The organism is Sphingomonas sp. DMC6 (genome assembly GCF_056314225.1).
The window spans coordinates 199,075-212,200 of record NZ_JBQUYT010000002.1 but is presented as its reverse complement, the minus strand read 5'-3'; the positions used below and the strand labels follow the sequence as shown (position 1 = coordinate 212,200).

The window sequence follows — 13,126 nt, the reverse complement described above, 5'->3', positions numbered from 1 at the left end:
GTGAGCCAACCCGATCCGAACACGCCCGGGGGAGGCAGCGCCGCGCTGCCTCCCCCGATTGCTTCCGGCCTCTATGGCTGCTGCCCCCGCTGCGGCGCCAAGACGCTGTTTCGCAGCTTCACTGCCTTTGCCGATCGCTGTTCCGCGTGCGGGCTCGATTTCCGGGCCTTCAACGTCGGGGACGGGCCGGTGGTGTTCCTGACGCTGGGTATCGGCACGATCATCACCATCCTGGCGCTGTGGGTGGAATTCAGCTTCGAGCCGCCCTGGTATGTCCATATCCTGCTGTGGGTGCCGCTGACCGCGCTGCTGACCGTGCTGACGCTGCGGGTGGCCAAGGGCCTGCTGCTCGCGCTCGAATATCGCAACAAGGCGCAGGAAGGGCGGCTGCGCCAGGACTGATGCGACGGCTGCCGCTGCTCCCCACGCTGATCGTCGCGCTCGCCGTTGCTGCGATGGTGGCGCTGGGCGTCTGGCAGTTGCAGCGCCGTGCCGAGAAAGAAGCGGCGCTTGCCCGCTATGCCGCCAATCTCGACCTTCCCCCCGTAACGCTGGCGGGGGGCGAGACGGACATGGCGCTGCTGTTCCGTCGCGCAAGCGCGACCTGCGCTGCCGTTACCGGCTGGGAGCGGCAGGGCGGGCGCAGCGCGGCGGGCGGGCAGGGCTGGCGCCAGATCGCCTTGTGCCGCACGCCCTCGGGCGCGCCGCTGCGTTTCGACATGGGCGTGGCGCGCGACCCGATGTTCCGGCCGAGCTGGCAGGGCGGCACGGTCGCGGGAACGATCACCCATGCGCCCGACCACCGCCCGCTGATCGTCGCGCTGTTCGATTCCAGCCCCAAGCCTCTGATGCTCGTCGCTGCCACCCCCGCGCTCGGGCTGGCGGCCACCGCACGGCCGGACCTTTCGAGCGTGCCCAACAACCACCTTGCTTATGCCGTGCAGTGGTTCCTGTTCGCCGGCGTGGCGGTGATCATCTATTTGCTGGCGCTGCGGCGGCGCTAGCCGCGATTACTCCTCGACAGGATAGACCTTGCCGACATGCGGTTCGCCGCGCGTCGCGGCGAAGCATTCCTGCCGCTGACGCTCCCGATAACGCTCGCGGTCGGCGTCGCTGCGCTCATGGTGACAGGCGGCGCAGCTCACCCCTGCCTCGTAGAGCGGCGAGCGGCGATCCTCGGCGCTGACCGGGCGGCGGCAGGCGAAGCAGAGTTCGTAGCTGCCGGGCACCAGCCCATGACCAACCGTCACCCGCTGGTCGAACACGAAGCATTCGCCGTCCCACAGGCTTTGCTCGGCCGGCACCTTCTCCAGATAGTTGAGGATGCCGCCCTTCAGGTGGAACACCTGCTCGATTCCCTCGGCACGCAGGAACGCAGTCGATTTCTCGCAGCGTATGCCGCCGGTGCAGAACATTGCCACCTTGGGCGGAGCCTCCCCCTTGCCGAGCAGTTCGTCGCGATGCGCGCGGAACCAGTCGGGGAAGTCGCGAAAGCTTTTCGTGTGCGGATCAATCGCGCCGCGAAACGTGCCGGCGGCGACTTCATAGTCGTTGCGGGTGTCGATCACGATCGTGTCGGGATCGGTAATCAGCGCATTCCAGTCCTCAGGGGCGACATAGGTGCCGACGCTGCCGAGCGGGTCGATGTCGGGCTGGCCCATGGTGACGATCTCGCGCTTCAGCCGCACCTTCATGCGGTGGAACGGCATGGCCGGCGCGCGCGAATATTTGACATCAAGCTGCGCACAGCCGGGCAGCGCGCGGATATGGGCGACCACGGCGGCAATGGAATCGTCGCTGCCGGCGATGGTGCCGTTGATGCCTTCGCGCGCGAGCAGCAGCGTGCCCTTGATGCCCCGGCCGCAGCATAATTTGGCCAGCGGCGCGCGCAGCGCTTCAGGATTGTCGAACGGCGTGAACTGGTAAAGCGCCGCGACTGCAACGGGCAGCGCGGCAAGGTCGGGAGACTCGTGCATCGCGGGGGTTTAGCGGCAATCGCGGCGCGGTGCGAATTTTATGCCTTGCGTGGGCGCACGACCTGCCGAATGCGTTCCCCTCCCTGCTTGCAGGGAGGGGACAGGGGTGGGTCCGCCGCCGGCAGGCGGCGGGACTCGCTGTCAACGCGGGATAGACGCTTTGGAGCGCGCAGACGCGCGCACCCACCCCCGGCCCCTCCCTTTTCAGGGAGGGGAGGGAGAGAAGCCCCTCAATCCCGCAGCAGCTCGTTGATCCCGGTCTTGCTGCGGGTCTGCGCATCGACCGTCTTGACGATCACCGCGCAATACAGGCCCGGCTTGCCGCCTTCGGACGGCAGGGTGCCCGGCACCACCACCGCATAGGGCGGCACTTCGCCGCGATAGACCTGGCCGGTCGCGCGGTCGACGATCTTGGTCGAGGCGCCCAGATACACGCCCATCGACAGCACCGCGCCCTCGCCGACGCGCACGCCTTCGGCCACTTCCGCGCGGGCGCCGATGAACGCGCTGTCGCCGATGATCACCGGATCAGCCTGCAGCGGCTCCAGCACGCCCCCGATGCCGACGCCGCCCGACAGGTGGACGTTCTTACCGATCTGCGCGCAGCTGCCCACCGTCGCCCAGGTATCGACCATCGTGCCCTCGCCGACATAGGCGCCGATGTTCACGAAGCTCGGCATCAGCACGCAGCCCTTGCCGATATGCGCGCCGTGGCGCACGACGCTGCCCGGCACCGCGCGGAAGCCCGCCTCGCGGAACGCCGCTTCGCCCCAGCCGGTGAACTTCGACGGCACCTTGTCGAACCAGGCGGTGCCTTCCGGCCCCGGCATCACGACATTGTCGTTGAGGCGGAAGCTGAGCAGCACCGCCTTTTTCAGCCACTGGTTAACCTGCCAGTCGCCTTCCGGGGTCGGCTCGGCGACGCGCGCGGCACCGCGATCGAGCAGGTTCAGCGCCTCGGCGACCGCTTCGCGCACGGCGCCTTCGGTGGCGAAGTTCAGGTTGGCGCGGTCTTCCCAGGCGGCATCTATGGTCGCGGCAAGATCGGTCATGTCAGCTCTCCAGGATGCTGTGGAGCCAGGCCCCAAGGTCGGTGATGGTATAGTCGATGAAGCTGCGGTCGGCGTCCGGCGTCTGTTCGGAGCCATTGTCGATCCAAACGGTCGTCATGCCGATCGCCTTGGCGGGCTTCAGGTTGCGCGCCATGTCCTCGACGAACAGCGATTCGCGCGGGTTCAGCGCATAGGCCTCGCACAGCCCGTGATAGGCGGAAGGCTCCGGCTTGGGGCGATAGGCTGTGGCGTGAATGTCGTGGATCGCCTCGAAGCTTTCGCCCAGCCCCAGCCGGTCGAGCACCTTGGCTGCATAGGGCGCATCGCCGTTGGTGAAGACCAGCTTGCGCCCCGGCAGCCGCGCCAGCGCTTCGATAAGCGCCTCGTTGCGCGCCAGGACGCTCATGTCGACGTCGTGGACATAGTTGAGATAATGGTGCGGGTCGGTGCCGTGATCGGCGATCAGCCCGGACAGAGTGGTGCCGTGCGCGTGGAAATATTTCTTCTGCACCCGGTGCGCTTCTTCCGGCGAGCAGCCGAGCAATTGCTGGACATATTCGCCGATCCGCGCGTCGATCATCGCGAACAGGTTCGCCTTCGCCGGATACAGCGTATTGTCGAGGTCGAAAATCCAGTTGCGGATATGGGAGAGCTGCGCGAGCATGGCGGCGCGGCTCTACGGGCTGCCGGGCGCTGCCGCAAGCGGGCGCAGGGTTTCTGCGGCGGTTCTTGGTAAACAAAAAGCAATAGAATCTAAGTTAATCAATGGGCTCCTGATTGGGGTGGAGACATGCGGGTGGCGTTGTATGCGTGTTGGATGCGGTCCGTTGCGATAGGCGGACTGCTGGCTTTGGGAGCATGTTCCGGCGGCGGTGGCGGCGGGGGGGTATCGACGACCCCTGCGCCCAGCCCGGCGCCGTCGCCAACCCCGACACCAGTGCCGACACCTACGCCAACGCCCACGCCGACCCCGGCGGTCAATTACGACACCGCCGAATATCGTGCGACGGTGGGCGCGGTGTCGATGAACGCGCTGGTCGCCTATAACAACGGCGCCACCGGTGCGACGGTGAAGGTGGGTGTCATCGATTCCGGCATCGACTTGCAAAGCCAGGAATTTGGCGACTGCTCGGGCGGGATCGGCACCGGCACTTGCCGCATTCTTGCCAGTTCGAGCGACAATGCAGGTAATGGCACCATCGCCGATGTCGGCGGCCACGGCACTGCCGTTGCCTTCACGCTGGCGGGACGGCGCAACGGCGCCGGCACGCAAGGCGTGGCGTTCGATGCGCAACTGGTGATTGAACGCGCCGATACGCCCGGCACGTGCGACGGCAAGGATCCCAGCACCTGCAAGTTCGACGATACGGCGATCGCCGCCGGGCTGGATGGCGCGCGCCTTGCCGGTGCCCGAGTCGTCAACATCTCGCTGGGCGGCGATCCGCCCTCGCAGACGATGATCAACGCCATCAACCGGGCGACTGCGGCCGGTGTTATCATCGTCATCGCCGCCGGCAATGATGGTGCCGCCAACCCCGATGGTTTCACTTCGCCCGCGACCAACAGTGCGGTGTCGCGCGGGCTGGTGATCATCGCCGGTTCGGTCGACAGCAACGACAAGATTTCCAGCTTTTCGGACAGGGCAGGCAGCAGCGCCAACGTCTATCTGGCTGCGGTGGGCGAAAGCGTGCGTGCGCCTGATGCGCATGGCACGCCCTATCTCTGGTCGGGCACGTCCTTTTCGGCGCCGCAAATCGCCGGGGCGGTCGCGCTGCTGGCGCAGGCATTCCCGAACCTGACCGCCAAGCAGATCGTCGACCTGCTCTATGCCACTGCGCGTGACGTGGGGGATCCGGGCGTGGATGCGGTCTACGGGCACGGCGTGCTCGATCTGACCCGCGCTTTCCAGCCAGTCGGCACCATGTCGCTGGCGGGTTCGGGCGGCAAGGTTTCGGACAGCGTCAACGGCACGCTGTCGACGCCGATGGGCGATGCGCAGCAGGGCGCGCTTGGCACGGTGGTGCTCGATTCGTTCAATCGCGCCTTCCAGACCGACCTGCACGGCACGTTCAGCCATCAGCAGATCAGCCGCAACCTCAGCACGTTGATGGCGACCCGAGACCGCAGTTTCTCTGTGGGGGGGGACCAGATGCGAATCGCCGTGTCGCTGGTGCCGGCGCAGGATTCGGTACAGATTCGGCCGTTGAACATCACCAGCCATGATGCGGGCGTCGCGCGGATGCTGGCCACTACCGTCAGCGGCCGGCTGGGCAGCAATGTCCAGTTCGCCTTCGGCGCGTCGCAGAGCGGCAATGTGCTGACTGCGCAGCTCGCCGGTCGCGACGATCCCGCCTTCCTGATCGCGCGGGATCCCAGCAACAATGCCGGGTTCGACGTGGCGGTCGGCGGATCGGCGGCGGTGCGCCAGGCGCTGGGGCCGTGGGGCATCACCATGGCCACCGAATATGGCGATGTGCTCAGCCAGCGTGACGGCGCGATTCCGGCGCTGCGCTATATCTACCAGCGCTTCGGCTATAGCCGGATGACGCTGGCGCTCGACCGGCATTTCGGCGGGCTGACCACCAGCCTCGGCCTCACCCGGCTCGACGAGCGCAACACCGTGCTGGGTGCGCGCTTCAGCCCCGGCGTTGGCGAGCCGCGGGCCGACAGCCTGTTCCTCGACCTTGCCGCGCGCTGGACTCTGGGCGGCGGCTGGAGCCTGGGCGGATCGATGCGGCGCGGCTGGACCCATGCCCATCTGCGCGACAATGTGCAGGGTGGCGGGCTGATCCGCACGCGCGGCTATGCTGCCGATCTGGGCAAGGACGGGCTGTTCGCCGCGGATGACAGTTTCGGCTTCCGCATTGCCCAGCCGCTGCGGGTTACGGGCGGCGGGCTCGACCTCGCACTGCCGCAGGGCTGGGACTATGCCAGCGAGAGCGTGACGGGCTGGGCGATGTCGCGGATCAATCTGGCGCCGGTGGGGCGCGAGATCGATTACGAGCTGCGCTATCGCCGGCCGTTCCTGGGCGGCGATGTCAGCAGCAATCTGTTCCTGCGCCGCCAGCCGGGCAATTTCGCCGCCATGCCCGACGATCTGGGGGGCGCCTTGCGGCTGAGCTGGGGGTTCTGACCGGCGCAGACAAAGAAATGCTGTCGCCCGCAATAGCCGGTCTGGACTGGCGGAGCGGGCGGGGGCTCCCCATTTTCCGGCCATGACTGCGTATTCGTTGCTCGATCTGGTGCCGATCGTCCAGGGCGGCACCGCCGCACAGGCGCTGGCCAATGCGGCCGATCTGGCCGCCCATGCCGAAAGCCTCGGCTTCTCTCGCTATTGGGTGGCCGAGCATCACGGAATGGAGGGGATTGCGAGCGCCGCAACCTCGGTGGTGATCGCGCATGTCGGCCATGCCACGCGTACCATCCGCATCGGCGCGGGCGGCATCATGCTGCCCAACCACGCCCCGCTGCAGATTGCCGAACAGTTCGGCACGCTGGATGCGCTGTTTCCCGGCCGGGTCGATCTGGGGCTGGGCCGCGCGCCGGGCTCTGACCAGCGTGTTGCCGCCGCGATCCGCCGCAACCTGGAAAGCGATGCCAACCAGTTCCCGCGTGACGTGCTCGAACTCCAGAGCTTCTTTGCCGATGACGGCCAGACCGGCATTCGCGCCACGCCGGGGGCCGGGGCGAAGGTGGCGCTGTGGATTCTCGGCTCCAGCCTGTTCGGCGCCCAGCTCGCCGCGATGCTGGGCCTGCCCTATGCCTTCGCCTCGCATTTCGCACCCGGCCTGATGGACGAGGCGATTGCCGTCTATCGCCGCCAGTTCCGGCCCTCTGCAGTGCTGGAGAAGCCCCATGTCATGCTGGGCTTCAACGTTTTCGCGGCGGACAGCGACGAAGAGGCCGAACTGCTCGCCAGCTCGCAGCAACAGGCGTTCGTCGCGATCCGCACGACCGGGCGCGGCATTCAGTTGCCGCCGCCGGTGCCCGGCTATCGCGCCACGCTCGGGCCGCAGGGCAATGCGATGCTCGATCAGGTGCTGTCGGCCTCGGCGATCGGTGGGCCGGCAAAGATTGCACGCGAGATTGCCGCGTTCGTGGAACGCACCGGCGCCGACGAGTTGATGCTGACGAGCGCGATGTTCGATCATGCCGCCCGCAAGCGAAGTCTGTCGATTGCGGCGGAAGCGATGCAGGCACGGGTGCTGGCCTGATCCCCCGTTGGGTGGCGCCTGCCGCCCTACGGGGGACAATGTCTGGTGACAGGCTGTCGCGGCGTTCGGCGGGGGAGCCGTAGCACCGCGACGCCATGATCTCTGCACCTGCTTTCGCGCGTGCGAATGTCAAATTATTTCACGGGTGAAATTATCCCGCCGCTGGCAAACGCATCCGCACCAGCAACCCGCCCAGATCCTCGCTTTCTTCGAGGCTGACGGTGCCGCCATAGATTTCGGCGACGTCGCGCACGATCGCCAGTCCCAGCCCGGTGCCGGGCTTGCCGGTGTCCAGCCGCACGCCGCGATCGAAGATGCGGATGCGGTCGGCCTCGGGAATGCCGGTGCCGTCGTCCTCCACCAGAATTTCGACGAAGCCGGCCTCCAGCCGCACCGTCACGAACACGCTGCCGCCGCCATATTTGGCGGCGTTCTCGACCAGATTGCCCAGAATCTCGTCCAGATCCTGCCGCTCGATATGGGCGATCGCGTCGTGCGCACCGTCGATGTCGATCCGCACATTGGGATAGAGGCGCGCCACCGCCCGCTCCACCGCCTGCACCGATGGCCACACATCCGCCCGGCTGTGTGCGCTGCCCCGCCGCCCGACCGCACGGGCGCGGGCGAGGTGATGGTCGATCTGCCGCCGCATCGTCCGCGCCTCGCGGATCACCGTGTCGGGCAGGTCCGCCTGTCCCGCCGCCGCGGCGTTCATAATGACGCTGAGCGGCGTCTTCAGCGCATGGGCCAGGTTGCCGGCGTGGCGCCGCGCCTCTTCAGCCTGGCGGTCGTTATGCTCGACCAGCGCGTTCAGCTCGGCGACCATCGGGCCCACTTCGGCAGGCAAGGGGCCATCGACGCGCTTGGTCCGCCCCGCGCGCAGGCTGGCGATTTCCTTGCGTACCTTGCGCAGCGGCAACAGCCCGTACCAGGTCTGCAGCGCGGCCATCAGTACCAGCCCCAGCCCGAGCAGCGCAAAGCTGCGCACCAGCGTGCGGCGCACGGCGGCAATCTGCGCGTCGAGCGTGTCGCGGCTTTCCGCCACCTGAAAGCGCCAGCGCACCGGCGATCCGGGAAGCGTCAGGTCGCGCTCCGCGATGCGCAGCCGCTGGTTGCCGGGATCGTCGCTGCGGGCGTCGGGGCGCTTGTCGACAAATTCGTCGCTGTCATAGAAATGGATGTCGCGGTCGTCGTGCACCGCGTCCACTTTCAGGCGGCGATCCCAGAGTGACATCGAGGGGAAAGGCTCGAACCCCTTGCCGCTGATCTGCCAATAGGCGCCCGAATTGGGCTCAAGGAACCGCTGGTCAGCAAGCTGCCGGTTGAGCGTCACCGCGCCGCGCGTATCGAGTTCGGCCGACACGATCAGCGACGATACGAGATAGTCGAGCTGGTCGTCGAAGTTACGGGTGATCGCGCTGGTCAGCACCCGGTCGAGCGCAAATCCGCCGCCGACGAGCAGCAGCAGAATCCACGCCGTCGCCACCGCCAGCATGCGCCGGCTGACCGATCCCGTGATGCGTACCGGTCGCCCTTCGCGGTCCGCCTCGGCCCGCTCGCCGTCCGCCGTCCTGCGCGTCTCCGCCGCGCGCGCAGGCGCGGGATCGTGCTCCGGCAGGTCGGACGGCGACACGCTTTCCACCCGGATTGCCCTCAGACCGGTTCTTCGAGGCTATAGCCCAGGCCGCGTATGGTGGTGATCACGTCGGCGCCCAGCTTCTTGCGGATGCGTGTCACGAACACTTCGATCGTGTTCGAATCCCGGTCGAAATCCTGGTCGTAGATATGCTCGATCAGCTCGGTGCGGCTCACCACCTTGCCCTTGTGATGGAGCAGATAGCTGAGCAGCTTATATTCCTGTGCGGTCAGTTTCACCGGCTCGCCGGCCTTGGTGACCTTGCCCGAGCGGGTGTCGAGCCGGATATCGCCCGAGGTCAGCTCGGCCGAAGCATTGCCCGAGGCGCGACGGATCAGCGCGCGCAGGCGAGCGATCAGTTCCTCGGTCTGGAACGGCTTGGCGACATAATCATCGGCGCCCGCATCGAGGCCCGCCACCTTGTCCGACCAGCTATCGCGCGCGGTCAGCACCAGCACCGGCATCGCCCGGCCTTCCTTGCGCCAGCGATCGAGCACCGTAAGCCCGTCGATTTCGGGCAGGCCGAGATCGAGGATCACCGCGTCATATTGCTCGTTCGAGCCGAGATAGAGGCCTTCCTCCCCATCGGTGGCGAGGTCGACGGCATAGCCGGCGCCTTCCAGCGCGGTGCGGAGCTGGATGCCGAGATTGGGTTCGTCCTCGACGATCAAAAGTCGCATTCGCTGGTCCCCGTCCTTTCGTTGCCTAGTTTCAGTTGCCGACACGCCGCAGGATCTGGCCATTATGGCCATCCACTTCGACCCAGATCACCGACCCATTGCGCAGGAACTTGAGCGTGTAAACGTCGCTTTCGGGATCATAGTCGAATCCCAGATATTGCGCGCCCCGCATCAGCGGAATCACCCGCCGCTCAATCTCGCGCACCGGCAGATTCTGGCCCTGTACCCGCCGCTGTCGCGCCATGTCCTGGCCGCGATCCTGGCTGATGCCATTCGAATGTGCAGCAGCCGGGCCGACGAGCATCAGGCTCGCGAGCAGCGCGCACAGAACGGGTTTCACCAGCATCGGCATCCGCATGGCATAGGGTCCGGGCATTGAATAGCCCCTGAACACGCCGCTCATCCGTGGTTCGGCAAATGTGGCATTCGTGCATCGCCTGCCGCTTGCGGGGGGGCTTTGCGCCGCCTAGGTGCTGCCGCATGGCTGCTCCGGTGCTTTCCTATGAAGGGCTGGGCCTCGTGCAGGGGTCCGGCTGGCTCTTCCGCAATCTCGACCTTTATATCGGCGAGCGCGATCGGCTGGCGCTGATCGGCCGCAATGGCGCGGGCAAGACGACCTTGCTCAAGCTGATCGCCGGCGCGATCGACAGCGACGAGGGCCGCCGCACCATCGTCCCCGGCACCCGCGTGATCCTGCTCGAACAGGAACCGCGCATGACCGGCTGCACCACGCTGATGGACTATGTCCTCTCCGGCAGCGACGCCCCGGCCCAGCATGAAGCAGAGGCGATCGCCGACCAGCTCGGCATCGACCTCAGCCGCGAAGCCGCCACCGCCTCGGGCGGCGAGCGTCGCCGCGCCGCCATTGCCCGCGCGCTGGCGCAGGATCCCGACGTGCTGCTGCTCGACGAGCCGACCAACCATCTCGATCTCGGCGCGATCGAATGGCTTGAGGACTGGCTCACCCGCTACAAGGGCGCGTTCGTCGTCATCAGCCACGACCGTACCTTCCTCACCCGCCTGACCCGCCAGACGCTGTGGCTCGATCGCGGTTCGATCCGCCGTGCCGAAATCGGCTTTGGCGGGTTCGAGGCCTGGACCGAACAGGTCTATGCCGAGGAGGAGCGCAACGCCCAGCGGCTCGACGCCAAGCTCAAGATCGAGGAGCACTGGCTCCAGCGCGGCGTCACCGGCCGCCGCCGCCGCAACCAGGGCCGCCTCGCCAAGCTCAAGGAAATGCGTGCCGAACGCGCCAGCATGATGGGGCCGCAGGGCACCGCCGCGCTCGTCACTGCCTCGGACGGCAACCAGACCAAGGTGGTGATCGACGCGAAGCACGTCACCAAGCGCTTCGGTGACCGCACGATCATCAAGGATTTCAGCTTCCGCGTCACCCGCGGCGACCGGATCGGTCTGGTCGGATCGAACGGTGCGGGCAAGTCGACGCTGCTCAAGATGCTGACCGGCGAGCTCCAGCCCGACGAGGGCGAAGTGAAGCTCTCCCAGACGCTCGACGCCGTCATCATCGACCAGCAGCGCAGCCTGATGGCGCCCGACAAGCGCGTCCGCGATGTGCTGGCGGACGGCGGCGACTGGATCGAGGTGCTGGGCGTGAAGAAGCACGTCCATGGCTATCTGAAGGAATTCCTGTTCGACCCCAGCATCGCCGAGGCGCGGGTCGGCACGCTCTCGGGCGGCGAGCGCTCGCGCCTGCTGCTCGCGCGCGAATTTGCCCGGTCGTCGAACCTGCTGGTGCTCGACGAGCCGACCAACGATCTCGACCTCGAAACGCTCGACCTGCTGCAGGAAGTGATCGCCGACTATGCCGGCACGGTGCTGATCGTCAGCCACGACCGCGACTTTCTCGACCGCACCGTCACGGTGACGCTGGGGCTCGACGGCAGCGGCATGGTCGATGTCGTGGTCGGCGGCTATGCCGACTGGGAAGCCAAGCGCCGCCCCCGGATCGAGGCGAAAAAGCCGAACAAGCCTGCCGCCGCTGTCCCGGTGGCTGAGGCCCCCAAGGCGCGCACCAAGCTCAGCTACAAGGACCAGCGCGACTATGATCTGCTGCCGAAGCGGATCGAGGAAATCGACCAGACCATCGCCCGCGACGAAGCCGCGCTCGCCGACCCGGCGCTCTACACCCGCGACCCGGCGAAGTTCGCGAAGCTGAGCGAAGGCATCGCGAAGCTGCGCGCGGAAAAGGACGCTGCCGAGATGCGCTGGCTGGAGCTGGCGGAAATGGTGGAAGGGTTGGGGTAGTTGGTAGGGGACGCCAAACTCCCTCTCCCCCTGTGGGAGAGGGAAGGGGCCCGCCGCCGCAGGCGGTGGGAAGGGTGAGGGGGACGCCCGCCGGAGGGAGCGGGTTTCCCCTACTACGGGCATTCCTCGCGACCCCACCCCTCTCTTGCGGTCGCAGGGCGCCGCTTTAGGATGCGCGCAATGATGCGGCGGTTCCGTCCCAATCGCCTTGAGGCGTTCGCCCTGGCCTGCGTGGCTGTGACCACGATTTTGTTTTTCCCGGGCGCCCTTACCACCGCGCGCTTGTTCGCGCAGTTTAAGTCCATCTCCCCGACGGCGAAGGCGCTCGGCTGCTTCGGATGGCTGTTGGCGACATTTGGGCCTCTGGTCATGTCGTTGCTGCTGTGGCGCTGGTCGCAGCATCGGCGCTGGGGGTGGGCAGCCCATGTGTTGCTTCTCCCCATCGCGATCGGCCTGTTCCAGAGCGGCGATGCGTTGATGCTTTCCGTAGCGGGGGAACAGGACTGGGATGCGGTTATCGGCGGCCCGATATTGCAGGGGATGGTGTTGTTGATACTTGCGCTTATCAGCTACTATCTCATGCTGCTGTCTACATGTGCCAGGGCATGGCGCGCGCGTTCGCGCTAGACATTCGTGTCGGTAGGTAAGGTCGAGGCTTTCGCGCAGAGCCGCAAGGGACGCAGAGAAGGTGTGCTCACGCGAAGGCGCTACAATCCGGGGTAGTATATCTATTTGGCGATTATTGGCGATTAGCTATACTGCGCTACAATTTTTCGCCTATAATTTCTATGATAAAATACGTGACAGGCAAGTCAGTATGGATATCGACAAATACAATATAGAAAATTTCCCGGTGCCGGGAAGGGTTTCGTCTGCCATATGTGGGGTTTTTGGTATATTTTGCGCATTTGTAGCGTACATAATTTTTAGAGACAAGTATTTTTGCACAATAATTGGTTTAATGTCTGCGCTATTTTTGATTTTTATGATAATTTTTAGGCCATTAGTTCGAGAAGTATTGTTTTGGTTTGTGATTTTCGCGTGGGTTTCTGTGAATTGTATTATTTATAATGAGGTGAATTTAAGGGATTATTTTCCACACGCTGGAGTTTTTGGTTTAGTGATGCCGATTGCTATTTTTGAATTCTATATAGTATATTTTTCAGTGAAAATTTTGATTTTTTACTTAAATCGTTCGCGTGGCTTTAGTTAAGATCAGGGCCTATTGATGTGGGAGGGGCGATCTGATTCTGATTCGGGTTTGAAATTCAGGAAATTCAGGGACAGGAAATTCAGTGACAGT

The 13,126-nt window shown here is 65.4% G+C and carries 12 protein-coding genes; 6 read left to right on the top strand and 6 right to left on the bottom strand.

The genetic code is table 11. From position 1 onward, the window contains the following. Together ACT53M_RS04825 and ACT53M_RS04820 are read left to right on the top strand one after the other, a co-directional pair. Complete coding sequence (locus tag ACT53M_RS04825; RefSeq protein WP_476231847.1) at positions 1 to 402, top strand: DUF983 domain-containing protein; 402 nt, start codon at positions 1 to 3, stop codon at positions 400 to 402. Beyond that, complete coding sequence (locus tag ACT53M_RS04820) at positions 402 to 1,004, top strand: SURF1 family protein (protein WP_476231845.1); 603 nt, start codon at positions 402 to 404, stop codon at positions 1,002 to 1,004. The genes ACT53M_RS04825 and ACT53M_RS04820 overlap by 1 nt, the downstream gene beginning before the upstream one ends. Before the next feature lie 6 nt (positions 1,005 to 1,010). On the opposite strand, the gene trhO is transcribed toward ACT53M_RS04820, so the two are convergent. The 3 genes from trhO to ACT53M_RS04805 all read right to left on the bottom strand — a co-directional run bounded on the left by trhO (position 1,011) and on the right by ACT53M_RS04805 (position 3,692). After that, entirely contained in the window at positions 1,011 to 1,976 is a 966-nt protein-coding gene (trhO, locus tag ACT53M_RS04815; RefSeq protein WP_476231843.1) for an oxygen-dependent tRNA uridine(34) hydroxylase TrhO, read from the bottom strand. A gap of 230 nt (positions 1,977 to 2,206) precedes the next feature. Beyond that, positions 2,207 to 3,028, bottom strand: coding sequence for a 2,3,4,5-tetrahydropyridine-2,6-dicarboxylate N-succinyltransferase (gene dapD / locus ACT53M_RS04810; protein ID WP_476231842.1), 822 nt, complete (start codon positions 3,026 to 3,028; stop codon positions 2,207 to 2,209). 1 nt (position 3,029) lies between these two features. Then, positions 3,030 to 3,692, bottom strand: coding sequence for a pyrimidine 5'-nucleotidase (locus tag ACT53M_RS04805; RefSeq protein WP_476231840.1), 663 nt, complete (start codon positions 3,690 to 3,692; stop codon positions 3,030 to 3,032). 273 nt (positions 3,693 to 3,965) lie between these two features. Between ACT53M_RS04805 and ACT53M_RS04800 the strand changes: the two genes are divergently transcribed. Both ACT53M_RS04800 and ACT53M_RS04795 read left to right on the top strand, forming a co-directional pair. Further along, complete coding sequence (locus ACT53M_RS04800; protein WP_476231839.1) at positions 3,966 to 6,161, top strand: S8 family peptidase; 2,196 nt, start codon at positions 3,966 to 3,968, stop codon at positions 6,159 to 6,161. A gap of 82 nt (positions 6,162 to 6,243) precedes the next feature. Beyond that, a complete protein-coding gene (locus ACT53M_RS04795) occupies positions 6,244 to 7,242 on the top strand; it encodes an LLM class flavin-dependent oxidoreductase (RefSeq protein WP_476231837.1) in 999 nt (332 codons plus the stop codon). A gap of 151 nt (positions 7,243 to 7,393) precedes the next feature. Here ACT53M_RS04795 and ACT53M_RS04790 read toward each other — a convergent pair whose 3' ends face one another. The 3 genes from ACT53M_RS04790 to ACT53M_RS04780 all read right to left on the bottom strand — a co-directional run bounded on the left by ACT53M_RS04790 (position 7,394) and on the right by ACT53M_RS04780 (position 9,934). Further along, positions 7,394 to 8,737: a sensor histidine kinase gene (locus tag ACT53M_RS04790; RefSeq protein WP_476232397.1), complete on the bottom strand. Its 1,344-nt coding sequence runs from the start codon at positions 8,735 to 8,737 to the stop codon at positions 7,394 to 7,396. Positions 8,738 to 8,895: 158 nt separating this feature from the next. After that, positions 8,896 to 9,558 carry a response regulator transcription factor gene (locus tag ACT53M_RS04785; RefSeq protein WP_476231835.1) on the bottom strand — a complete coding sequence of 221 codons (663 nt, stop codon included), beginning with the start codon at positions 9,556 to 9,558 and terminating at the stop codon, positions 8,896 to 8,898. 31 nt (positions 9,559 to 9,589) lie between these two features. Next, complete coding sequence (locus ACT53M_RS04780; protein ID WP_476231833.1) at positions 9,590 to 9,934, bottom strand: hypothetical protein; 345 nt, start codon at positions 9,932 to 9,934, stop codon at positions 9,590 to 9,592. Positions 9,935 to 10,038: 104 nt separating this feature from the next. Here ACT53M_RS04780 and ACT53M_RS04775 point away from each other — a divergent pair, with 104 nt between their 5' ends. Together ACT53M_RS04775 and ACT53M_RS04770 are read left to right on the top strand one after the other, a co-directional pair. After that, positions 10,039 to 11,823 carry an ABC-F family ATP-binding cassette domain-containing protein gene (locus ACT53M_RS04775; protein ID WP_476231831.1) on the top strand — a complete coding sequence of 595 codons (1,785 nt, stop codon included), beginning with the start codon at positions 10,039 to 10,041 and terminating at the stop codon, positions 11,821 to 11,823. A gap of 180 nt (positions 11,824 to 12,003) precedes the next feature. After that, positions 12,004 to 12,450: a hypothetical protein gene (locus ACT53M_RS04770; RefSeq protein WP_476231830.1), complete on the top strand. Its 447-nt coding sequence runs from the start codon at positions 12,004 to 12,006 to the stop codon at positions 12,448 to 12,450. Positions 12,451 to 13,126 lie beyond the last annotated feature (676 nt).